The organism is Pseudomonas fulva NBRC 16637 = DSM 17717 (genome assembly GCF_000730565.1).
GTDB classification, from domain to species: Bacteria; Pseudomonadota; Gammaproteobacteria; order Pseudomonadales; family Pseudomonadaceae; genus Aquipseudomonas; species Aquipseudomonas fulva.
The window spans coordinates 38000-58992 of record NZ_BBIQ01000026.1; the positions used below are offsets into that span (position 1 = coordinate 38000).

Consider the following 20993-nt stretch of genomic DNA (forward strand, 5'->3'; position numbering starts at 1 on the left):
ACAAGAGAGCATGATGGGCGAATTCGATGCCATCCGACCATACGACGACGCTGAGGTCCCTGGAGTTCTGGCACGCTTGCTCAGCGACCCGGCATTCCTCGATATCCTGACTCATTTCCGCTTCCCGCGCGCAGCCGGTGCCTTTGGCTGGCTGCTGAAACCGCTGATCGCCCGGCGCCTGCGCCAGGAGTTCGCTGGCGTGACCTGTGTATCGACCCTGCAGGACAAGGTCGAGCACTACGTTGATCGCACCATCGACCGCGCCACCGATGGCGTGACCTATTCGGGTGTGGAGCAGCTCAAGGCCGGCACGGCTTATCTGTTCCTGGCCAATCACCGTGACATCGTCATGGACCCGGCATTCGTCAACTACGCGGTGTACCACGCCGGCCTGCCCACCCCGCGCATCGCCATCGGCGACAACCTGCTGCAAAAACCCTTCGTCAGCGACCTCATGCGGCTCAACAAGAGCTTCATCGTGCACCGCTCGATCACCGGCCGTCGCGAGAAACTGGCCGCCTACCAGCTACTGTCGGCCTATATCAGTCACTCCATCATCAACGACAGCACCTCCATCTGGATCGCCCAGGCCGAAGGCCGGGCCAAGGATGGCGACGACCGCACCGATTCGGCCATCCTCAAGATGTTCCACATGAGCCGCAAGGACGAGGCATTCGGCGCGGTCATCCAGAGCCTGAACCTGACGCCGGTATCGATCAGCTACGAATACGACCCCTGCGACCAGGCCAAGGCCCGTGAGTTGTACATCCGCGCCACCACCGGTACTTACCAGAAGGCGCCGGGAGAGGACGATCACAGCATCGCCAAGGGCATTACCGGCTACAAGGGCCGCGTGCACATCAACTTTGCACCGCCAGTGACCCAGTACTACGAGGACACCAAGCAGCTGGCAGCGGAAATCGACCGGCAGATCCTCGGCGGTTATCGACTGTTCCCCGTGCATTACCTGGCCTATGCGATGTGGGCCGAGCAGGATGACACGCTGCAGGTGCCAAGCGCCGAGCAGGTGTTCCCAGCCGATGAACTGGCCAAGGCCAAGGAAGAATGGCAGCGCCGTCTGGATGCCTGCCCTGAAGAGCAGCGGCCTTACCTGGTGTTGCAATACGCGACGCCGGTGCGCAATCAGTATCAGGTCAGGCAGCAGGCACCGCTTGCTTGAGCATCAAGGGGGCGCTGTTGAACGCGAGCCTCGCGTTCGGCCTTAGCCCCCGATTGTGCTCAGGCCCAGGTGCTGACCCACGACAGCACCAGCGCAATGGCCAGGCAGGCGAAGCCCAGGCTGTAGCGCTGCCTGGGCACCCACCCAGCGAATCGCGCAAACGTCCTCGGCTGCGCCCCCAACCCTAGCCGTGCATCGGCCGCCTCACGCCTGGCGCTGTGCAACAGCAGGCCGCCCGGACACGTCAGCAGCAAGGCCAGCACATTGATGAGCTTGGTGGGATGGGCGGCAATCAGCCCCCAGAGCATGTGCATGGACATCGCGTTACCTCGGCGTAGACCTGAACAAAAGCCAGCATTCTACCCAAGCCACCTGGCACTGCCTGCACGGCGGCGACCGGGTGTCATTTAATTTCATCTGTCATCGGTTCGTCATCAGAACAGGCCACCCTGTCGTCCTTCCTCGAACCGGAGCTCGTTCATGCTGCATGCCGAAAACCAGGACCGCCTCTACCTCGTTGCCCAGAGTGATGAGCAACAGGCGCTCATCGATGGTTTGGCCATCAATGTCCAAGACCGCCAATGGCTGGTCTACTGCGCCTTGGGCGGGCATGCCCATGAGCACTGGCCCGAGGTGGACACCCAGACCGGGATCAGCCTGCTGGACCTGCGCATCGCGACGGCATGATACCGGCACGCGGCATGAAAAAACCGCTGGCCGTCACCGGGCAGCGGTTTGAGTGAAGCATTGAACGTTACTGCGCCAGCACCTGACCGATGCTTGGGTCCTTGAACAACCGGGTCAGTGCGTCGCTCAACACATCGCTGACCAACTGGGTGTTGGTGTCCTGGTTTGGCGCCATGCCAAAGCGCTGATCCAGCGAAGCGCCATAGCGACCGGTGTAGCGGCGGCCGTTGTTGGCGACGTCAGCACGGAAGGTAGCGCCAATGGTGGCTTCGGTCACGTACAGCTTGTCCTTGGGCGACTGGTACTTCAGCTCGGCCAGGGTAACGGTCAACTGGGGCGCGTTGCCTGCGGTGGTGGGCGTGAAGCCCAGCAGGCGCACGGCAGCCTCGGCCTGGGCCTGCAGCTTGGGCACCACCTGGTTGCCGCTGACACTGATGGTGCTGGTTTCCGGGTACATGCCACCGCGGGTGCCCAGCGACGGTGAAGGCCTGCCGTCTACCACTCGCACCACCACCGGCTGGCCCTGCCCCACCGGGGTGAGTTGCGCCGTGAGCTTGGGCTGCGGATTGAGTTGTTGCGGGCTGTGGGCACAACCGACCAGGCTGAGGCTGGCTACGGTGATCAAACCGAACAACAGTCGTTGCAACATGCGCGATTCTCCAGAAAATGCGGCGATGGCGCACAGTATACCCAGCGGCAAGGGCCTGGCTACAAGCGGCTTGCACCGCTTGCGCCCGGTAGGCCCGGGGTTGTCACAAACGCTTAACCGGCGACACTTAAGGTGGCAGCACGTTCACCTGCACAGGACATCTGCCATGGCCTCGCTTTTGCACCTGCTGTTGCCTGCTCCTCGCCACACCGCCTACGCCCTGCTCGACGCGAATGGCACGTGCCTGGCCTTCAAGCATTGCTCGCAAGCACCCGAGGGCGATGGCTGGGTGCAGGTGCAAGAGGTGCAGCTTGCCTGGCTGGGTCATGCACTGCCGGACGATGCCCGGGTTTGCAAGCCGACAAGTCGTCGTTGGCACCAACGCATCCTGGCTGCCTGAAAAACCCCGCAATAAAACCGCGAAATGGCGACATTTCTGGCTGCGACATCGCTATAATCTCCCCCCGATTATAAGGACGTCTCCTGATCGGGCCCCGCATCCGCCGTCTGACCACGGCAAATCTACCCGCCTCGCCCACAGAGAGCCTTCCACTCAGGTCTTGCATCGGCTGTCGTGCCTGCTTCCATGGCCGTCACACTGCAAAGAACCTGTGGGTTGCCATCGCGCAGTCCCCTTTTGAGGTTCACGTCTCCAAAAGAGCGTGAAAAAACGGTTTTCACTACTTCACAAGAGTGTGGCGAGCAAATGAACAATCTGGCATGTGCAAAAGCGGCAGGTGTGTCCCCTACAGCCCTGAACAGGCGGCAAATGGCCCCAAGCTGGATGCGTGTCTGAGCGGCTTGCGTAGCGCATCCGACGGTCGTTGACCATAAGTCGAATTGCCGCACCTGGGGCAAACAGGGTTCAATAGGCGAACCCAAAGACTGGTTGGCGGTGTCCGCGGACGTTGCATGAACTGCGAAAAGTCGGACATGGCGATCCTGGAGAACCCGGTGATCCTGTGCTGTCAATTAGGTAGCTGTAGATTGTGGAGACGCGTTAAATGGCGCAGAACGAATCGGTTGATGTAGTACTGGTAGGCGCAGGTATCATGAGTGCCACCCTGGCCGTACTGCTCAAGGAGCTCGACCCGACCCTGAAACTCGAAGTGGTCGAGGCGATGGATTCCGGGGCCGCAGAGAGTTCCAACCCCTGGAACAACGCAGGCACCGGCCACGCCGGCTTGTGCGAGCTGAACTACACGCCCCAGGCCGCTGATGGCAGCATCGACATCAAGAAGGCCGTGCACATCAATACCCAGTTCGAGGTGTCTCGCCAGTTCTGGGCCTACTTGAGCAAGAAAGGCAACTTCGGCCCGGCGCGGGCGTTCATCAACCCGGTACCGCACCTGAGCTACGTCGAGGGTGACAAGGGCATCGCCTTCCTGAAAAAGCGCTATGAACTGCTCAAGCAGCATCACGCCTTTGCCGAGATGGAGTACACCGACGACAAGGCCGTGATGAACGAGTGGATGCCGCTGATGATGCCGGGCCGCCCGGCTGACCAGCACATTGCCGCCACCCGGGTGCTCAAGGGGACCGACGTCAATTTCGGGGCCCTGACCAACAAACTGCTCAAGTTGCTGGGCGACGCGCCCGACGCGCAGGTCAAGTATTGCAAGAAGGTCGTGGGCCTGCGTCGCAACGGCGCCGGCTGGACGGTCAGCATCAAGGACGTCAACAGCGGCGGCAGCCGCGAAGTGGACGCCCGCTTCGTGTTTCTCGGCGCCGGCGGCGCTGCCCTGCCGCTGCTGCAGGCCTCCGGCATCCCCGAAAGCAAGGGCTTTGGCGGCTTCCCGGTCAGTGGCCAGTGGCTGCGTTGCGACAATCCGGAAATCGTCAGTCAGCATCAGGCCAAGGTCTACAGCCAGGCCGCCGTTGGCGCGCCGCCCATGTCCGTGCCGCACCTGGACACGCGCGTGGTCGACGGCAAGAAATCCCTGCTGTTCGGGCCGTATGCCGGCTTTACCACCAAGTTCCTCAAGCACGGTTCGCTGCTGGACCTGCCCCTGTCGGTACGCCTGGGCAACCTTGGCCCGATGCTGGCGGTGGCCCGAGACAACATGGACCTGACCAAGTACCTGGTCAGTGAGGTGATGCAGTCGATGGAGCAGCGCCTGGAATCCCTGCGCCGCTTCTACCCCGAGGCCAAGGCCGAAGACTGGCGCCTGGAAGTGGCTGGCCAGCGTGTGCAGATCATCAAGAAGGACCCGAAGAAAGGCGGCGTTCTACAGTTCGGTACCGAGTTGGTGTCTGCCGAGGACGGCAGCTTGGCAGCGCTGCTGGGCGCATCGCCCGGTGCTTCGGTGACGGTCTCGATCATGCTGGAACTGATCGAGCGCTGCTTCCCGGAGCAGGCAAAAGGTGCCTGGGCAGCCAAGCTCAAGGAGATCTTCCCGGCGCGCGAGAAGACCCTGGCCACCGACGCTGCGCTTTACCAGAAGATCAGCGCCGACAACGATGCGGCACTGGATCTGGTGCAAAGCAGCCCGGCAGCCAAGCATTACGCCTAAGCCGCCCGGCCAATGAAAAACGCCCCTCGGGGCGTTTTTTCATGCCCGTGAGCGGGCGTTTTCGATGATTTCGATGTACTCCTCGCCATTGCGCTGATCGGCGATCTGCTCGGCGAACGTCTTGCCGTGCTCGTCCTTGCCATCGAGGTCCAAGCCTGCTTCGACGAAGAAGCCAACGAAACGCCGGAAGTCATCCACGCGCAAGCCGCGGTAAGCCTTTACCAGCTTGTGCAGCGAGGGCGAGGTGACCTCATCGGCGGGCTCGAACTGGAGAAACGCCTTGATGTAGTCGTCGCTGATTTCGTCACCGATTACCTGTTTCTTGTCTTTACGCATTGCCGACTCCAACTGGACCATCACGATGTTCAAAAGGCGGCAGTGTACCTTCCGCCGCGCGCGAGCCTCAACGCGTACGTACGGTGCCGGTGTGCAGGTCCGCCCAGATGTGCCCGTTGGCATAGGTGAGAAACTGCACATACAGGGTCTCGTTGCGCAGCAGGTCCATGATGACCCGGTAATCGCTGAGCGGGTAATTCAAGCTCAGCGTGCGTGTCTTCTCGTCGTACAGCGGCTTTTTCAGGCTCTTGGCCGCCTCGCCGTCGAAGGTCAGCAGCACCTGGGTGATGCTGGCCGCCTTGCTCAGAGGCTTGCCTTTGAGGCGCACCTGCAAGGAAGAGGTGATCGGAATGGGTTGCTGGTCCGATTGGCGCTGGGCGCCGACCACCACGGTGTAGTCGGTGACCTGAAGGAGCTGCTGGGCGGTGGGCGCTGCCTGGCGCAGGGACTGGTCGTCGGGCGGCAAGAATTGGCTGTGCATCGGCGCGGCAGCCAGGGGCAGGCTGACTGCCAGCAGGAACGGGATGAACGCACGCATGTGAGGCTCCTTGGCTTGAAGGAGCACTCTAGCATGCTGCACGCGGGCGGCAGGCAGGCTGCGCTCAGAGCCCTTTGACGGCGAAGATGCCGTTGGCGTTGCGCCAGTAGCCCTTGTAGTCCATGCCATAGCCGAAGATGTAACGATCGATGCACGGCAAGCCCACGTAGTTGGCCTTGAGGTCCGGGCTGGCCTTGCGGTCGTGGTCCTTGTCGATCAGCACGGCCGTGTGCACGGCGCGGGCGCCGGCATGCTTGCAGAAGTCGATGATAGCGCTGAGGGTGTGGCCCTCGTCGAGAATGTCATCGACAATCAGCACATCGCGGTCGATGAACGAGACTTCCGGCTTGGCCTTCCAGAACAGCTCGCCGCCACTGGTCTGGTTGCGGTAACGGGTGGCGTGCAGGTACGAGGCTTCCAGCGGGAACTGCAGGTGGGTCAACAGCTTGCCAGCAAAGATCAGGCCGCCGTTCATCACGCAGAACACCACGGGGTTCTTGTCGTGCAGTTCTTGGCAGATCTGCTCGCCGACCTTGGCGATGGCCGCTTCGACTTCGGCTTCGGTGTACAGGCAGTCTGCTTCACGCATGACTTGACGGATATGCTCGAGATCGGCGGACATGGCGCTCTCCAGGAGGTGCATTTTGGAAAAGCGGGCAAAGGTACGCATCCGCTCGTCACAGATCAAGCGTTTATGGACTAACGTGCAAAATGATCAGACGACAGCACAGGCTGAATAGATTAATCTAGCGCGGTTTTTTTGCCCGCCTTTCGGAGCCCCCCCTATGCCCACTCGTGAGATCCGCCATCCGCTGATCCGCCACAAGCTCGGCCTGATGCGCCGTGCTGATATCAGCACCAAGAATTTTCGCGAACTTGCCCAGGAAGTCGGCGCCCTGTTGACGTATGAGGCCACCCAGGACCTGCCACTGGAAACCTACGAAATCGACGGCTGGTGCGGCAAGGTTGCCGTGGAAAAGATCGCCGGCAAGAAGATCACGGTCGTGCCAATCCTGCGCGCAGGCATCGGCATGCTCGACGGCGTGCTCAGCCTGGTGCCGGGTGCCAAGGTCAGCGCGGTGGGCGTGGCCCGCAACGAAGAGACGCTTGAGGCCCACACTTACCTGGAAAAGCTCGCGCCGGACATCAACCAGCGCCTGGCACTGATCATCGATCCGATGCTGGCCACCGGCGCCTCGATGGTCGCCACCATCGACCTGCTGAAAAAGGCCGGTTGCCGGGAAATCCGCGCCATGGTCCTGGTTGCTGCCCCAGAGGGCATTGACGTGGTACACAAGGCCCACCCGGATGTGCAGATCTACACGGCCTCCATCGACCAGCGCCTGAACGAACATGGCTACATCGTCCCAGGCCTGGGTGATGCCGGCGACAAGATCTTCGGCACCAAGCAAAAGGACGCCTGACCATGCAGGACGGCTACAACGACCCGCTCTGGCGTCAGGTCGTTTCAGGCGCGCAGATGCTCTTCGTGGCATTTGGCGCACTGGTGCTGATGCCCTTGATTACCGGCCTGGACCCTAACGTCGCGCTGTTCACCGCAGGCCTTGGCACCTTGCTGTTTCAGCTGGTGACCGGGCGTCAGGTGCCGGTTTTCCTGGCATCGAGCTTTGCCTTCATCACCCCGATCATTCTCGCCAAGGGCCAGTTCGGTCTGGCAGAAACCATGGGTGGCGTCATGGCCGCCGGGTTCGTCTACACCTTCATGGGCCTGATGGTGAAGATCAAGGGCACAGGCTTCATCGACCGTATGCTGCCCCCGGTGGTGATCGGCCCGGTGATCATCTCCATCGGCCTGGCCATGGCACCGATCGCGGCCAACATGGCGATGGGCAAGGCTGGCGATGGTAGCGTGCTGCTGCCCTACAGCACCGCCATGCTGATTTCCATGCCGGCCCTGCTGACGACGCTGATCGTGGCCGTGTTCGGCAAAGGCATCTTCCGCCTGGTGCCAATCATCGCCGGCGTGCTGGTGGGTTTTGCCCTGTCATTCGCTTTCGGGGTGGTCGACACGGCGAAGATTGCAGCGGCGCCCTGGCTGGAATTGCCCAACTTCACCGCCCCTGCCTTCAACTGGCAGGCCATCCTGTTCATCGTGCCCGTGGCCTTGGCGCCGGCCATCGAGCATATCGGCGGGGTCATCGCGGTGGGCAGCGTGACGGGACGGGACTACCTGAAGACACCGGGCCTGCACCGCACGCTGCTGGGTGACGGCATCGCCACGACGGCAGCCGGCCTGTTCGGCGGACCGCCCAACACCACCTACGCCGAGGTGACCGGCGCGGTGATGCTGACCAAGAACTACAACCCGAAGATCATGACCTGGGCTGCGGTGTTCGCCATCACCCTGGCCTTCATCGGCAAGTTCGGCGCCCTGCTGCAGAGCATTCCGGTGCCTGTGATGGGTGGCATCCTCTGTCTGCTGTTCGGCTCGATCGCAGCCGTCGGGCTCAATACCATGATCCGCCACAAGGTCGACCTCGCCGAAGCGCGGAACCTGGTGATCGTGTCGGTGACCCTGGTATTCGGTATCGGCGGCGTGCTGGTCGGCAGCGGTGACGGTCCCGACGACTGGGGCCTGAAGGGCATCGCGTTGTGCGCCATCGTGGCGATCGCGCTCAACCTCATCCTGCCAGGCAACGATGCCTGGAAGCACAAGCAGCAGGATGATCAGTTGCCTTGACGCCTGAGTCGCCTGGTCTGGCGCCGTCCTCGACGGGGCCAGACCAGGCGGGCCATCAAGCGTTTTCGCAGAGCTTGGCCAGCACCCTCACCCATTCCGGGTGTTCGTTCATGCAGGGCACCAGCACCAGCTCCTGACCACCGGCTTCGACGAATTGCTCGCTGCCGCGCATGCCGATTTCCTCGAGCGTCTCGATGCAGTCGGCCACGAAGGCCGGGCACATCACCAGCAACTTCTTCACCCCGGCCTGGGCGAGTTCGTCCAGCCGCGCTTCGGTATAGGGTTCGATCCACTTGTCCCGGCCCAGCCGCGACTGGAAGGAGACCGACCACTTGCCCGCTGGTATGCCCAGCTTCGTCGCGAACGCCCTGGCCGTAGCCAGGCACTGCCCGCGGTAACACACGGCACGCACTTGGGCGCTGGCACCTTCGCAGCACTCGGGCGCTCGCAGGTCATGCTTCGTACCGCTGGGGAAGAGTTTCTTCAAATGGCGTTCGGGCAAGCCATGGAAGCTGAGCAGCAGGTGGTCATAGTCCTGCTCCAAATAGGGCCGGGCACTGGCGACCAATGCGTCGATGTAGTCTGGATCATCGTAGAACGGTTGCAGCACGCGCATCTGCAGCGGCAGTCGCTGCTCGGTGATGGTCTGCCGGGCGAGCTCCACGACGGTCGTTACTGTGCTGTCGGCAAATTGTGGGTACAGGGGCGCCAGGGTGACCTTGCGTATACCCTGCGCCGCAAGCCGCTCCAGTACCTGGGGCAAGGCTGGCTCACCGTAGCGCATGGCGATTTCAACCGGCCCGTGAGGCCAGTGATCGACCATGGCCGCTTGCAGGCGACGGGTAAGCACCACCAGCGGCGAGCCCTCGTCCCACCAGATCGAGGCATAGGCGTGGGCGGACTGCTCGGGACGCTTGATCAGTATCAACGACACCAACAGGCGCCGGATGGGCCAGGGCAAGTCGACCACATAGGGGTCCATGAGAAACTGATTGAGGTAGCGGCGAACATCGGCTACCGACGTGGAGGCCGGTGAACCCAGGTTGACCAGCAGCAAAGCGTGATCGGTCATGCAGCATCCTATGTCAGAGGCGGCTGGACAAATTGCCCAGCGCCGATTGCAGATCGTTGAAGCGGAACGTGAACCCGGCTGCCAGCAACCGCGTGGGGTAGGCGCGCTGGCCACCGAGCAGCAGGTTCGACATCTCGCCCAGGCCAGCTTTCAGCAGCAACCCAGGCAGGGGTATCACGGCAGGTCGGTGCAGCGCCCTGCCCAGCTGCTTGGCAAATTCACGGTTACGCACAGGCTCAGGTGCACAGGCATTGTAAGGGCCGCTGGCGTCGGTGCGCTGCAAGAGAAAATCAATCAGGGCGATCTGGTCGTCTATGTGGATCCAGGGCATCCACTGCCGACCGTTGCCTATCGGCCCACCTAATCCCAACTTGAAGGGCAAGCGCAGGCGAGACAGGAAGCCGCCGTCGCTGGCCAGCACCAGCCCTGTACGCACCAGCACCACCCGAATGCCCTGCGCTTGTGCACGGCACGCCGTTTCCTCCCAGGCGATGCACAGTTGGCTGGCGAAGTCTTCGACCACCGGCGGGGCGTCTTCGGTCAACTCACGTTCGCCGCCGTCACCGTACCATCCCACGGCCGAACCTGAGATCAGCACGCCCGGACGCTGCTCACGCCTGCCCAGCCATGCCAGCAATTGCTCCGTAAGGGCGATGCGGCTTGACCACAGCAGGTTGCGCCGAGAGGCCGTCCAGGGTCGATCGGCAATCGGCGCACCGGCCAGATTCACCACGGCATCAATGGGGTCGGCCGCTTCCAGTTCATTGAGCTCGGCAATGCCTCTGACACCGTCGCCGCAAAGCGTCGCCACCGCCTCGGGACGTCGACTCCACACGGTGAGCCGATGCCCTTGAGCAAGCCAGTGACGGCACAAGTGCCGGCCTATCAATCCGGTGCCGCCTGTCAGCAGGATGTGCATGGCAGTGTCCTCATGGAATAAGGCAGTGGTCTATTTTTAACATCAAGGCACTTTCTAGCGCCCATGCTCTCCGATAAACATAGGCCAACCAATCGTTACTTGCGGAATATACTTATACATATTTTTATGATTGTACAGGTTTGCCTGACAGCGTAATCTGCGCATAGCAAGGTTTTAAGAGGCCATCATGACCATACCTATTGCCATCATCGGGGCTGGCATTGCCGGCCTGTCAGCCGCCCAGGCACTGCAGAGCGCCGGGCAGACCGTGCACCTTTTCGACAAGGGCCATGGCAGCGGCGGGCGCATGGCCAGCAAACGCAGCGAAGCCGGTGCACTGGACTTGGGGGCGCAGTATTTCACCGCCCGTGACCGCCGCTTCGTCGAAGAACTGCAGCACTGGGTAGCCGCCGGCTGGGCGGCGCAGTGGAAACCACAGCTGTACAACTACCGCGACGGGTCACTCACCCCCTCCCCCGATGAACAGACCCGCTGGGTGGGCGTGCCACGCATGAGCGCCATCACCCGCGGCCTGCTCAAGGACATGACCGTTAGCTTCGCCTGCCGTATTACCGAGGTCTTTCGCGGCAAGGACTACTGGCACCTGCAGGACACCGAGGGCTGCAGCCATGGTCCATTCCGCCGTGTGGTGGTTGCCGTACCGGCGCCACAGGCAACGCCCCTACTGGCAGCCACGCCAAAGCTCGCAGCCGTGGCCGCCGGGGTGCAGATGGAGCCGACGTGGGCGGTGGCGCTGGGCTTTAAGGCCCCTCTGGATACGCCCATGCAAGGCTGCTTCGTCCAGGAAAGCCCCCTTGACTGGCTGGCACGCAACCGCAGCAAGCCGGGGCGCGACGAGACGCTGGACACGTGGGTACTGCACGCCACTTCCAACTGGAGCCGACAACACATCGACCTGTCCAAGGACGACGTCGTCGAGCACCTGCGCGGCGAGTTCGCCGAACTGGTCGGTTGCGCCGTGCCTGAGCCCGCGTTTGCCCTGGCCCACCGCTGGTTGTACGCCCGCCCCGGCAGCCATCACGAATTCGGCGCCCTGGCCGATGCCGACCAAGGGTTATATGCCTGCGGGGACTGGTGCCTGTCCGGACGGGTGGAAGGTGCCTGGTTGAGTGGACAAGAGGCCGCGCGCCGTTTACTTGAACACTTGGACTGATCGGCTATCTACACCTTAAGGGTTCGCACCGGACCCACTATGTGCTGGAATATTCCTGTACATGACTGATAAGTTGTACAGGTATACGGAGGCAGCTATGCACGACCCTGCAGTTCACCACAAGCCGCGCATCGCTATCAGTGCCTGCCTGACCGGGCATAACGTGCGTTACAACGGTGGGCACAAGTCCTCGGACCTGTGCCGCACCCAACTGGAAGAACATTTCGAATGGACGACGGTGTGCCCAGAAATGGCCATTGGCCTGGGTGTACCGCGCGATCCAATCCGGCTGGTGGGCGACCCTGAACATCCTGAAGTCGTGGGCACGCGCAACCCTGACCTGGACTATACGGGTCCGCTGCGTGATTACGGTAAACAGATGGCCGCCGAACTTGATGATGTTTGCGGCTACATCTTCATGCAGAAGTCGCCCTCGTGCGGTCTTGAGCGTGTCAAGGTCTACCAGGACAATGGTCACCCGGCCATCAACCGCGGTCGCGGCGCCTATGCGCAGGCTTTTTGCGAGCTAAGGCCAGACCTGCCGGTCGAAGAGGAAGGCCGCCTGCACGACCCTGTGCTGCGCGAGAACTTCATCAGCCGCGTGTACGCGTACGCCGATTGGCAACATCTGCTTGAGCAAGGCTTGAGTCGCCATGCGCTGCTGGCTTTCCACTCCCGCTACAAGTACCTGCTGATGGCGAACAACCCGCAGGCTTATCGCACCTTGGGGCGCATGCTCGGCAGCATGAGCAAGGACGACGATACGGCCGTTGTCGCCCCGCGCTATTTCTCGGAGCTGATGCAGGCTTTGCGCCGCTGTGCCAGCCGTGGCACACACGGCAATGTGTTGCAGCATCTGAGCGGCTACTTCAAAAACGCCCTGACCCCTGCCGACAAAGCCGAGCTGCAGACGTTGATCGGACAGTACCAGCAAGGGGTCGTGCCTTTGATCGTACCGCTGACCCTGCTCAAGCATCATCTGCGCAACCACCCTGACCCCTACCTGCTGCAACAAGCCTACTTGCAGCCTCATCCTGAACGCCTGGGACTACGTAATGCGGTCTGAGATTCTTCTACCAATTGGTGAGCTGGCCCGGCGCACGGGCGTCAACCCGGTCACCCTGCGCGCATGGGAGCGGCGCTACGGGCTGCTCAAGCCACAGCGCACACCCAAGGGGCATCGACTGTACCCGGTCGAACAGGTCGAGAGAGTGGAAGCGATCCTGGCCTGGTTGCAGCGTGGTGCATCGGTCAGCCAGGTGGGGGATTTGCTGGACAAGCCACTCAGCACCCCACCCACCGGGGATTGGCAAACCCGTCAGTTCCAGATGCTCGAAGCCATCGCCAACTTGTCGCAACGGGCGCTGGATCATCAGTTGAACCAGGCCATGGCGCTCTACCCTGCCGTCACGTTATGCGAGCAGTTGCTGCTGCCTTTGCTGGACCTGCTGGAACTGCGCTGGCGCAATTACTTCAACGCCCGGCTTGAGCAGGTGTTCTTCCATACGTGGTTGCGCAGCAAACTGGGCGCGCGGGTGTATCACGACAATCAGCTGCTACAGGGCCCACCGGTTCTGCTTGCCGAAGACAGTGACCGAGGCTTCGACCCTGGCCTGTGGCTCTGCGCATGGCTGTTCACCAGCAATGGCTTTGCGGTGGAAATCCTCGAGCAAGCCGTGGCCGGTGCGCAGTTGCAGAGTGCAGCTGCGGCCTTGAAGCCGCGCGCGGTGCTCCTGAACCTCGGCCCGCGCATCGACACCCGCGCGTTGCAGCGCACGCTCCAGAACCTGCAGCTGCCCACCCTTGCCGGGGGAGCCTTGCTGGCGCTGCATCAGGCCCAACTGGGCTCGCTCGACCTGCCTCACCTGCACACCTTCGATACCCCTCAAGCGGCCTTGCAGTTACTGCAAGGCCTGTGACTGCCAGCCTGGAGAGATTCCGATTTCATGCATTTGACCTGGCTTCGCAGTGACCTACGCGTTACCGACAACACCGCCCTGAGCGCCGCCAGTGAACGTGGCCCAACCCTGGCCCTGTGGCTTATCAGCCCTGGTCAATGGCAGGCCCATGACGATGCGGCCTGCAAAGTGGATTTCTGGCTACGCAACCTGCGCGAGGTGCGCCAGTCGCTTGATGCGCTCAACATCCCATTGCTCATACGCACGATAGACACCTGGGATGATGCGCCTCAGGCTGTGCTCGACGTCTGCCGGAAGCATCATGTCCAGAGCGTTCACTGGAACGAGGAATACGGCATCAACGAGGCCCGCCGCGACACGGCCACGCGCCAATTGCTCGAAGCCTCCGAGGTTCAGGTTCACAGCCACCTCGACCAGCTCCTGTTCCGGCCCGGAACGGTGCTGACCCGCAGTGGCGGCTACTTCCAGGTGTTCGGCCAATTCAAGAAAAACTGCCTGGAACACTTGCACCGCAGCCTGCCCTCAATGGCCTCACCGGTTAAACGTCAAGCCCCGACATCAATCAAGAGCGACCCGATTGCGCACCATGTCGACCCCTTCGAAAAGCCCGCAGACGCGCTGCGCAAGCATTGGCCTGCTGGCGAGCAGGAGGCTCAGGCAAGGCTTGCCCGATTCACCGACGAGGTCATCGACGACTACGAGACGTTGCGTGATCTTCCTGCTCGCGAGGGCACCAGTCAGCTGTCAGCCTACCTTGCAGCGGGGGTCATCTCACCCCGCCAATGCCTGCATGCCGCGCTGGCCCACAACCGAGGCGAGTTCGACAGCGGCAGCAGCGGCGTCCAGACCTGGATCAACGAGCTGCTCTGGCGCGAATTCTACAAGCACATCTTGACGGGCTATCCCCAGGTGTCTCGGCATCGTGCCTTCCGTGCGCACACCGAGGCGTTGCCGTGGCGTAAGGCACCCAAGGAATTCGAAGCCTGGCAGCAGGGCCGAACCGGCTTCCCGATCATCGATGCGGCCATGCGCCAGATGCTGGCCACCGGCTGGATGCACAACCGGCTACGCATGCTGACCGCCATGTTCCTGAGCAAGAACCTGTTGATCGACTGGCGGCTGGGGGAACGTCACTTCATGCGCCATCTGATCGACGGCGATCTGGCGGCCAACAACGGCGGCTGGCAGTGGAGCGCATCCACCGGCACCGACTCGGTCCCCTACTTCAGGATCTTCAACCCCGTGTCGCAGTCCCAACGTTTTGACCCCAAGGGCCGCTTCATTCGTCAGTGGGTACCTGAATTGCAGGGCATTGACGACAAAAATATCCACGACCCCGGAAAATGCCACGGCTTGATTGATGCTAACCTCTATCCCACTCCTATCGTCGATCTTCACAGTAGTCGACAGCGGGCGCTCCAGGCTTTCAAGGAGTTGCCCCGCTAGTCGTGTATAGAGGGCAATGCCGTGGGTGGCTCACGCAGTTTTTGGGTTACGGGCGCAACGGATGGGCTGGGCTTGGCACTGGTCCGCAATCTTTTAGCTAATGGGCAGCGGGTCGCCGCCAGTGCAGGTGCAAGCGAGGAACTCGATCGCTTGTGCTTGCACCATGGCGATCGCTTGCTGCGGCTTCCAGGCCAATTACATCAGCAGCCCGATGCTGACGAGGCAGGCCGCATGATCGGCGACGCCTGGGGCTCATTGGATGGCTTGATCCTGAATGCCGCCACCTGTGATTACTTGCTCCCTGGTACCTCGGACAGCGAGTTGTTCGAGCATCTGATCACCACCAACCTTCAGGCGGCACAGCACTGCCTCGAGTACGCCACGCCCTTGCTGGCCAAGGGCGATACGCCCCAGATAATGGCGGTTTTCAGCCGCTACTCCGCCACGCAGCTCTACGCGCCGACGCAGTTTCCTGCCGGCTGGAACAACGCCGTGCAGTGGGTAAGGGAGCAGCGTTCATCGTTGCTCGCCAACGGCATAGCGCTGACAGTGGTAGCGCCGCAGTCCCTGAAAAACCCTGTGACGGCTGCCAGCGCGGTGCCTGAAGACTGGACCGCCGACACAGCGGCGCTGGAGCTTCTGGCGCGCTTGCCTGCACGTGAGCCTGAGCTGGTGCTCGAGACGCTGAACCCGTCGAATCTCTGGCCGCTGCCGCAGCACTAGCTGCGAGGCTCAACACACCGTGCAGTCAAGCAGTGCAACGTGCTCAGGACGTGAAACGTTCCACGTCTTGAGAGGTATGCCACAGCACCGGAAGGATATCCATCAACGCGCGTGGATCGCCGCTGGTCCAGAACCGCGTTGGCCGAGCCGGGCCGGGTGCCAGCAGATCAGCACCCGCGAGCAGGCGTTCGAGTTGGCGCGCCACGGCTGCGCCCGTATCGATGACGGCCACGTGGGAGGGCACCGTTTCAGCCAGCAAGGGTTTCAAGAACGGATAATGCGTGCAGCCCAGTATCAAGGTATCGCAGCCCGCCGCCAGAAGCGGTTCAACGTACCTGCCCAGCAACGTGCGTAACACCGGGCTGTTCAGGTCTCCCGTTTCGATCAGTTCGACAAGCCCGGGGCAAGGCTGGGTGATCACCTGCACGTTGCTGGCAAAGCGATCGAGCAAGGCGGCGAACTTGGCACTTTGCAAGGTTCCGGTCGTGGCCAGCACGCCGACTATCCCTGAACGGGTGGCCGCTGCGGCAGGCTTGACCGCCGGCTCCATGCCCACGATCAGCCAGTGAGGATAGTGCGCGCGCAGATCAGCCACCGCAGCCACGGTAGCCGTGTTGCAGGCCAGTACCATGGCCTTGGCGCCTTGTTGATGCAAGAAGGCGGCGATGTGGCGGCAGCGTTCACGAATGTAGTCCGGGGACTTTTCCCCGTACGGCACATGGCCACAATCCGCGAGGTAGTGGAGCGTTTCGTTGGGCAAGCGTTGACGAATCTCGGCAAGCACTGACAGCCCCCCCACCCCGGAGTCCATCACCCCGACCGGCCCCTCGCGCTCAGCCATCGCGCTCGCCACACACCGCGCAGCCAGGGTCGCGTTTGACCCGCAACTCACGGATGCGCGTGCCCAAGGCGTCGATCAGCAACAGTCGCCCTACCAAGGGTTCGCCAAAGCCGGCCAGCAGCTTCATGGCCTCCAGCGCCTGCAAGCTGCCCACCAGCCCCACCAAGGGGCCAATCACGCCAGCCTCGCTGCAGGTCAGCTCGGCCTCGCTGCCGTGGCCATACAGGCAGTGATAGCAGGGGCTGTAGTCCCGGCGCGGGTCGAACACCGACAGCTGGCCTTCCAGGCGTATTGCGGCGCCACTGACCAAGGGCTTCGCGGCCGCCACGCAGGCCGCGTTGACCGCCTCACGTGTACCGAAGTTATCCGAGCAGTCCAGGACCAGGTCCACTGCCGATACGGCAGCGACCAGTGAGTCTTCATCCAGCGCCTGGCGGTGGGCGATCAGGTCGATTTCCGGGTTGATCGCCTGCAAACGTTGCAGGGCCGAGTCGACCTTGCTCATGCCCACGCTGGCACTGTCATGGATGACCTGGCGCTGCAGGTTCGTCAGGTCGACCGTATCGAAATCCGCCAGGTGCAGCTCGCCAACGCCGGCAGCTGCCAGATACAGCGCCACAGGCGAGCCCAGGCCACCGAGTCCGACGATCAGGGCCTTGCTCTGCTTGAGGCGCAGCTGGCCGTCGATGTCGATCTGGGACAGCAATACCTGCCGACTGTAGCGCAGCAGCTCCTGGTCGCTCAGCATGGCAAGCGCCCCAAGGTGATGCGCTGGTGACCGCCCAGGTCGATGCGGCTGCCCACCTCGACAAAGGCGTTTTCCCGCAGCAGTGCCTGTACGGCATCAGCCTGGTCGTAACCATGCTCGAGCAGAAGCCAACCGCCAGGGTTGAGGTGGCTCGGCGCCTGGGCGGCGATGACACGCAGGTCGTCCAGACCGTCGACCCCGGCTACCAGCGCGCTGCTGGGCTCGAAGCGCACGTCACCGTCGACCAGATGCGGGTCTGAAGCCGCGATGTAGGGCGGGTTACTGACGATCAGGTCGAAGCGCTCGTCGGCAAGCCCCTCAAGCCAGTGGCTGACCTGGATGCGGACGTTGGCCAGGCCAAGCCGCTGGCGATTGCGCTCGGCCAACGCGGCGGCCTCGGGCACGCGATCCACCGCCGTTACCTGCCACGCCGGTCGCTCGCTGGCCAGGGCAAGGGCAATTGCACCGGTGCCCGTCCCCAGGTCGAGCACCCTGGCCGGCAGCGCAGGCTGCAACTCCAGTGCCGTCTCGACCAGCAGTTCGGTGTCCGGGCGCGGGATGAGCGTATGCGGGGCCACTTCCAGATCGATCTTCCAGAAGCCCTGCTGGCCCAGGATATAGGCCACAGGCTCCCCTTCCCTGCGCCGCTGCAGGTAGCCGGCGTAGGTCTGGGCAGCTTCGCTGCTGACGATGCGCTCTGGCCATGTGTGCAAATAACTGCGCGACTTGCCAAGCGCCGCCGCCAGCAGCAGCTCGGCATCCAGGCGCTCGGTAGGCGAATCGGGTAACTGCGCGTTGCGCAGCAGGCTGGCGATGATGGTCATCAGTCCCCCAGAGCAGCCAGTTGGTCGGCCTGGTACTCGGCCAGCAGGGGCTCGATCACCGCATCGACCCCACCGGCGAGCACGTCGTCCAGCGAGTACAAGGTCAGATTGATGCGATGGTCCGTGACCCGACCCTGTGGATAATTGTAGGTGCGGATGCGTTCGGAGCGATCCCCGGAGCCCACCAGCAGTTTGCGCTCACTGGCGATGGCGTTCTGAGCGGCGCTGGTCTGCATGTCGTTCAACTTCGCCGATAACCAGGACAAGGCGCGCGCACGGTTCTTGTGCTGGGAACGCTCTTCCTGGCATTCGACGACAATGCCTGTGGGCAAGTGCGTGATGCGGATGGCCGAGTCGGTCTTATTCACGTGCTGACCGCCCGCGCCGGACGCGCGGTAGGTGTCCACGCGCAAGTCGGCTGGGTTGATCTCGATGGCCGCTTGTTCATCCGGCTCCGGCAAAACCGCCACGGTGCAGGCCGAGGTGTGGATGCGGCCCTGGGATTCGGTTTCGGGGACGCGCTGTACACGGTGCGCGCCGGACTCGAACTTGAGCTTGCCGTACACGTTCTCGCCCTCGACGCGGGCGATGATTTCCTTGTACCCGCCGTGCTCGCCTTCGTTCTCGGAAAGGATCTCCAGCCGCCAGCCGCGCTTTTCCGCGTAGCGCGAATACATGCGAAACAGATCGCCCGAAAAGATCGCCGCTTCGTCGCCACCCGTTCCGGCGCGAATCTCGAGAAACACGTTGCGCCCGTCGTTGGGGTCCTTGGGCAGCAACATGCGCTGCAGTTGCGACTCCAACGCCACCAACTGGTCCTTGGCCTCACGCACTTCCTCCACGGCCATTTCACGCATGTCCGGGTCGCTGTCCTTGAGCAGCGCCTGGGCGCTTTCAAGATCATCCTGGACCTTGCGCCATTGCTGATAGGCCGTGTGCACCGGCTCGACTTCGGCATATTCGCGGGAATAGGCGCGAAAACGTGTCTGGTCGGAAATGACCTCGGCATCACCGAGCAAGGCGGTGAGTTCTTCGAAGCGGTCCTGGAGAATGTCCAGTTTATTGAGCAGCGACGCTTTCATTGCAGGGATTTGTCCGTGGAGCCCTCGTCGAGGGCAAAGAGTTCCTGGGCCATGGCCAGCGCATCGAGGCGGCCCTCGGCCGAGAGCTTTTTCAGCTGCACGCTGGGCGCATGCAGGAGCTTGTTGGTCAGGCCGCGCGCCAATTGGGCCAATACGTCTTCAGGGTTGCCACCATTGGCCAGCAAGCGCTGGGCCTTTTGCAGTTCTTCATCACGCAGCCGCTCGCTTTGCTGGCGGTAGGCCCGGAGCACATCGACAGCGGCCAGCTCTCGCAGGCGCACCATGAAATCCTCGGCCCCCACCGCCACCAGTTCTTCGGCGGCCTGGGCAGCGCCCTGGCGGCTCTTGAGGTTTTCGGCAACCACGTCATGCAGGTCGTCGACGGTATACAGGTACACATCGTCGAGCTCGCCCACTTCGGTCTCGATGTCGCGCGGGACGGCGATATCGACCATGAAGATGGGTTTGTGTCGGCGCTGCTTGAGGGCGCTTTCGACGGCGCCCTTGCCCAGAATCGGCAACTGGCTGGCGGTGGAGCTGATGACGATATCGCTGTTGGCGAGTTCCTGGGGGATATCGGCGAGCAGCACGGCATGTGCGCCGAACTGTTCGGCCAGGGTGCTGGCGCGCTCGAGCGTACGGTTGGCCACCACGATGCGGCGTACGCCCTGCTCGTGCAGGTGGCGAGCGACCAGGGTGATGGTCTCGCCGGCGCCGATCAGCAGTGCCTGGCTGCGGGCCAGGTCGCTGAAGATCTGTTTGGCCAGACTGACGGCCGCGAAAGCGACCGACACGGGGTTTTCGCCGATGGCGGTGTCGGTACGGACCTGTTTGGCGGCGCTGAACGTGGCCTGGAACAGGCGCCCGAGCAGCGGCCCGACGGTGCCGGCCTCGCGGGCAACGGCATAGGCGGATTTCATCTGGCCGAGGATCTGCGGTTCGCCGAGCACCAGTGAGTCGAGGCCGGAGGCGACGCGCATCATGTGCCGGACGGCGTCGTGTTCTTCATGCACGTAGGCGCTGGCACGCAGTTCGTCGAGGCTGAGGCGGTGATAGTCGGCCAGCCACTGGAGCACGGCATCGGCCGACAGTTGGTCCTGCTCGATGTAGAGCTCGCTGCGGTTGCAGGTGGACAGGATCGCTGCCTCGCGACTGGTGGTGAGGCGGCAGAGCTGCTGCAGGGCGTCCACCAGCTGCTCCGGGGTAAACGCCACGCGCTCGCGTACGTCTACCGAGGCAGTCTTATGGTTGATACCAAGTGCAAGAAAGGCCATGCAAGATCGCTGGTTGTGACAGGAAGCCGATAATTGTCCTCTTTCGCAGGTTGCAGGACAACCACCGTTCGCTATCGAGGCGATAGTGTGGCGGGGTCGAGGTGATCTTGCCGATACGCTGTGGACTTCCGGCGCTGGCCTCCAAGGTTGTAGTTATTCAGCTATTACCCGCCCCTTGATGGGGTGCTCAAGGCGACAGTACGCGCGCCTGACTTGCACCGAGCTACAACTTCTTCACGTTCAAGGTCGCTATCGGGCCTTGCGCTGCGTACGTGCTTCCAACACAAACTCTCATGACTCTTGAGTTCAATACTGACTCCCCCTTACTCCATAGCGTTTAATCTTGCTTTTGATCTTGATCTTGATC

22 protein-coding genes and 1 pseudogene are annotated in these 20993 nt (G+C 62.5%); 11 read left to right on the forward strand and 12 right to left on the reverse strand.

The genetic code is table 11. The annotated features are described in order from the left end of the window. Nucleotides 1–13 precede the first annotated feature (13 nt). Nucleotides 14–1180 (forward strand): 1-acyl-sn-glycerol-3-phosphate acyltransferase, encoded by a 1167-nt coding sequence (locus PFU01S_RS20020; RefSeq protein ID WP_027916607.1) that lies wholly within the window; start codon nt 14–16, stop codon nt 1178–1180. 59 nt (nt 1181–1239) lie between these two features. Here the strand turns inward: PFU01S_RS20020 and PFU01S_RS20025 are convergent, their stop codons facing one another. Beyond that, complete coding sequence (locus PFU01S_RS20025) at nt 1240–1500, reverse strand: hypothetical protein (protein WP_027916608.1); 261 nt, start codon at nt 1498–1500, stop codon at nt 1240–1242. A gap of 160 nt (nt 1501–1660) precedes the next feature. Here PFU01S_RS20025 and PFU01S_RS20030 point away from each other — a divergent pair, with 160 nt between their 5' ends. Further along, on the forward strand, nt 1661–1867 hold the full coding sequence (locus PFU01S_RS20030; protein WP_027916609.1) for a hypothetical protein: 207 nt from the start codon (nt 1661–1663) through the stop codon (nt 1865–1867). 67 nt (nt 1868–1934) lie between these two features. Here PFU01S_RS20030 and PFU01S_RS20035 read toward each other — a convergent pair whose 3' ends face one another. After that, entirely contained in the window at nt 1935–2516 is a 582-nt protein-coding gene (locus PFU01S_RS20035) for a YajG family lipoprotein (RefSeq protein ID WP_023534676.1), read from the reverse strand. 166 nt (nt 2517–2682) lie between these two features. Here PFU01S_RS20035 and PFU01S_RS20040 point away from each other — a divergent pair, with 166 nt between their 5' ends. Both PFU01S_RS20040 and mqo read left to right on the forward strand, forming a co-directional pair. After that, nucleotides 2683–2916 (forward strand): hypothetical protein, encoded by a 234-nt coding sequence (locus PFU01S_RS20040; RefSeq protein ID WP_027916610.1) that lies wholly within the window; start codon nt 2683–2685, stop codon nt 2914–2916. 604 nt (nt 2917–3520) lie between these two features. Further along, a complete protein-coding gene (gene mqo / locus PFU01S_RS20045) occupies nt 3521–5029 on the forward strand; it encodes a malate dehydrogenase (quinone) (RefSeq protein WP_028688107.1) in 1509 nt (502 codons plus the stop codon). Between the two features lie 39 nt (nt 5030–5068). Here the strand turns inward: mqo and PFU01S_RS20050 are convergent, their stop codons facing one another. From PFU01S_RS20050 to PFU01S_RS20060, 3 genes are all read right to left on the reverse strand, one after another. Further along, entirely contained in the window at nt 5069–5365 is a 297-nt protein-coding gene (locus PFU01S_RS20050) for a PA4642 family protein (RefSeq protein ID WP_027916611.1), read from the reverse strand. A gap of 67 nt (nt 5366–5432) precedes the next feature. Further along, nucleotides 5433–5903, reverse strand: coding sequence for a hypothetical protein (locus tag PFU01S_RS20055; RefSeq protein ID WP_028688106.1), 471 nt, complete (start codon nt 5901–5903; stop codon nt 5433–5435). A gap of 64 nt (nt 5904–5967) precedes the next feature. Beyond that, a complete protein-coding gene (locus PFU01S_RS20060; protein ID WP_027916613.1) occupies nt 5968–6525 on the reverse strand; it encodes a hypoxanthine-guanine phosphoribosyltransferase in 558 nt (185 codons plus the stop codon). Nucleotides 6526–6688: 163 nt separating this feature from the next. Here PFU01S_RS20060 and upp point away from each other — a divergent pair, with 163 nt between their 5' ends. Next, nucleotides 6689–7327: a uracil phosphoribosyltransferase gene (gene upp / locus PFU01S_RS20065; protein WP_027916614.1), complete on the forward strand. Its 639-nt coding sequence runs from the start codon at nt 6689–6691 to the stop codon at nt 7325–7327. Between the two features lie 2 nt (nt 7328–7329). After that, nucleotides 7330–8604, forward strand: a complete 1275-nt coding sequence (locus PFU01S_RS20070; protein ID WP_023534705.1) for a uracil-xanthine permease family protein — start codon at nt 7330–7332, stop codon at nt 8602–8604. Between the two features lie 55 nt (nt 8605–8659). Here PFU01S_RS20070 and hemH read toward each other — a convergent pair whose 3' ends face one another. After that, entirely contained in the window at nt 8660–9676 is a 1017-nt protein-coding gene (hemH, locus tag PFU01S_RS20075) for a ferrochelatase (protein WP_028688105.1), read from the reverse strand. A 13-nt stretch (nt 9677–9689) separates the two neighbouring features. Further along, a complete protein-coding gene (locus tag PFU01S_RS20080; protein ID WP_027916616.1) occupies nt 9690–10595 on the reverse strand; it encodes a TIGR01777 family oxidoreductase in 906 nt (301 codons plus the stop codon). Between the two features lie 187 nt (nt 10596–10782). On the opposite strand from PFU01S_RS20080, the gene PFU01S_RS20085 reads away from it, so the two are divergent. The 5 genes and pseudogenes from PFU01S_RS20085 (at nt 10783) to PFU01S_RS20105 (ending at nt 15857) form a co-directional block, all read left to right on the forward strand. Next, a complete protein-coding gene (locus PFU01S_RS20085) occupies nt 10783–11769 on the forward strand; it encodes an NAD(P)/FAD-dependent oxidoreductase (protein ID WP_027916617.1) in 987 nt (328 codons plus the stop codon). A 97-nt stretch (nt 11770–11866) separates the two neighbouring features. After that, the gene (locus PFU01S_RS20090) at nt 11867–12835 is read left to right on the forward strand and encodes a YbgA family protein (RefSeq protein ID WP_027916618.1); all 969 of its coding nucleotides are present in this window, start codon (nt 11867–11869) and stop codon (nt 12833–12835) included. Next, nucleotides 12825–13725, forward strand: a pseudogene (locus tag PFU01S_RS20095) (MerR family transcriptional regulator). Before PFU01S_RS20090 ends, PFU01S_RS20095 begins: the two are co-directional and overlap by 11 nt. Next, nucleotides 13716–15134 (forward strand): deoxyribodipyrimidine photo-lyase, encoded by a 1419-nt coding sequence (gene phrB, locus PFU01S_RS20100; protein ID WP_027916619.1) that lies wholly within the window; start codon nt 13716–13718, stop codon nt 15132–15134. The pseudogene PFU01S_RS20095 and the gene phrB overlap by 10 nt, the downstream one beginning before the upstream one ends. Nucleotides 15135–15155: 21 nt before the next feature. Continuing rightward, a complete protein-coding gene (locus tag PFU01S_RS20105; protein ID WP_033737269.1) occupies nt 15156–15857 on the forward strand; it encodes an SDR family NAD(P)-dependent oxidoreductase in 702 nt (233 codons plus the stop codon). A gap of 43 nt (nt 15858–15900) precedes the next feature. Here the strand turns inward: PFU01S_RS20105 and murI are convergent, their stop codons facing one another. Genes murI through hemA form a run of 5 tightly spaced genes read right to left on the reverse strand, consistent with a single transcriptional unit; the run spans nt 15901 to nt 20626 of the window. Continuing rightward, nucleotides 15901–16698 (reverse strand): glutamate racemase, encoded by a 798-nt coding sequence (gene murI / locus PFU01S_RS20110; protein WP_027916621.1) that lies wholly within the window; start codon nt 16696–16698, stop codon nt 15901–15903. Then, nucleotides 16691–17446 carry a molybdopterin-synthase adenylyltransferase MoeB gene (locus PFU01S_RS20115; protein ID WP_028688103.1) on the reverse strand — a complete coding sequence of 252 codons (756 nt, stop codon included), beginning with the start codon at nt 17444–17446 and terminating at the stop codon, nt 16691–16693. The genes murI and PFU01S_RS20115 overlap by 8 nt, the downstream gene beginning before the upstream one ends. Beyond that, nucleotides 17440–18270 (reverse strand): peptide chain release factor N(5)-glutamine methyltransferase, encoded by an 831-nt coding sequence (gene prmC, locus PFU01S_RS20120; RefSeq protein WP_028688102.1) that lies wholly within the window; start codon nt 18268–18270, stop codon nt 17440–17442. Before prmC ends, PFU01S_RS20115 begins: the two co-directional genes overlap by 7 nt. Further along, a complete protein-coding gene (gene prfA / locus PFU01S_RS20125; protein ID WP_027916624.1) occupies nt 18270–19352 on the reverse strand; it encodes a peptide chain release factor 1 in 1083 nt (360 codons plus the stop codon). Before prfA ends, prmC begins: the two co-directional genes overlap by 1 nt. Then, on the reverse strand, nt 19349–20626 hold the full coding sequence (gene hemA, locus PFU01S_RS20130) for a glutamyl-tRNA reductase (RefSeq protein ID WP_027916625.1): 1278 nt from the start codon (nt 20624–20626) through the stop codon (nt 19349–19351). The genes prfA and hemA overlap by 4 nt, the downstream gene beginning before the upstream one ends. Between the last annotated feature and the right edge of the window lie 367 nt (nt 20627–20993).

Excerpts from the sequence above, each read along its gene's own strand:
- PFU01S_RS20085 (WP_027916617.1), top strand. The coding sequence starts at position 10,783 with ATGACCATACCTATTGCCATCATCGGGGCTGGCATTGCCGGCCTGTCA.
- hemA (WP_027916625.1), bottom strand. The coding sequence starts at position 20,626 with ATGGCCTTTCTTGCACTTGGTATCAACCATAAGACTGCCTCGGTAGAC.
- hemH (WP_028688105.1), bottom strand. The coding sequence starts at position 9,676 with ATGACCGATCACGCTTTGCTGCTGGTCAACCTGGGTTCACCGGCCTCC.
- PFU01S_RS20020 (WP_027916607.1), top strand. The coding sequence starts at position 14 with ATGGGCGAATTCGATGCCATCCGACCATACGACGACGCTGAGGTCCCT.
- PFU01S_RS20070 (WP_023534705.1), top strand. The coding sequence starts at position 7,330 with ATGCAGGACGGCTACAACGACCCGCTCTGGCGTCAGGTCGTTTCAGGC.
- PFU01S_RS20035 (WP_023534676.1), bottom strand. The coding sequence starts at position 2,516 with ATGTTGCAACGACTGTTGTTCGGTTTGATCACCGTAGCCAGCCTCAGC.
- PFU01S_RS20040 (WP_027916610.1), top strand. The coding sequence starts at position 2,683 with ATGGCCTCGCTTTTGCACCTGCTGTTGCCTGCTCCTCGCCACACCGCC.
- prfA (WP_027916624.1), bottom strand. The coding sequence starts at position 19,352 with ATGAAAGCGTCGCTGCTCAATAAACTGGACATTCTCCAGGACCGCTTC.
- PFU01S_RS20030 (WP_027916609.1), top strand. The coding sequence starts at position 1,661 with ATGCTGCATGCCGAAAACCAGGACCGCCTCTACCTCGTTGCCCAGAGT.
- PFU01S_RS20050 (WP_027916611.1), bottom strand. The coding sequence starts at position 5,365 with ATGCGTAAAGACAAGAAACAGGTAATCGGTGACGAAATCAGCGACGAC.
- upp (WP_027916614.1), top strand. The coding sequence starts at position 6,689 with ATGCCCACTCGTGAGATCCGCCATCCGCTGATCCGCCACAAGCTCGGC.
- PFU01S_RS20115 (WP_028688103.1), bottom strand. The coding sequence starts at position 17,446 with ATGCTGAGCGACCAGGAGCTGCTGCGCTACAGTCGGCAGGTATTGCTG.
- murI (WP_027916621.1), bottom strand. The coding sequence starts at position 16,698 with ATGGCTGAGCGCGAGGGGCCGGTCGGGGTGATGGACTCCGGGGTGGGG.
- PFU01S_RS20060 (WP_027916613.1), bottom strand. The coding sequence starts at position 6,525 with ATGTCCGCCGATCTCGAGCATATCCGTCAAGTCATGCGTGAAGCAGAC.
- PFU01S_RS20080 (WP_027916616.1), bottom strand. The coding sequence starts at position 10,595 with ATGCACATCCTGCTGACAGGCGGCACCGGATTGATAGGCCGGCACTTG.
- mqo (WP_028688107.1), top strand. The coding sequence starts at position 3,521 with ATGGCGCAGAACGAATCGGTTGATGTAGTACTGGTAGGCGCAGGTATC.
- PFU01S_RS20025 (WP_027916608.1), bottom strand. The coding sequence starts at position 1,500 with ATGTCCATGCACATGCTCTGGGGGCTGATTGCCGCCCATCCCACCAAG.
- prmC (WP_028688102.1), bottom strand. The coding sequence starts at position 18,270 with ATGACCATCATCGCCAGCCTGCTGCGCAACGCGCAGTTACCCGATTCG.
- phrB (WP_027916619.1), top strand. The coding sequence starts at position 13,716 with ATGCATTTGACCTGGCTTCGCAGTGACCTACGCGTTACCGACAACACC.
- PFU01S_RS20090 (WP_027916618.1), top strand. The coding sequence starts at position 11,867 with ATGCACGACCCTGCAGTTCACCACAAGCCGCGCATCGCTATCAGTGCC.
- PFU01S_RS20055 (WP_028688106.1), bottom strand. The coding sequence starts at position 5,903 with ATGCGTGCGTTCATCCCGTTCCTGCTGGCAGTCAGCCTGCCCCTGGCT.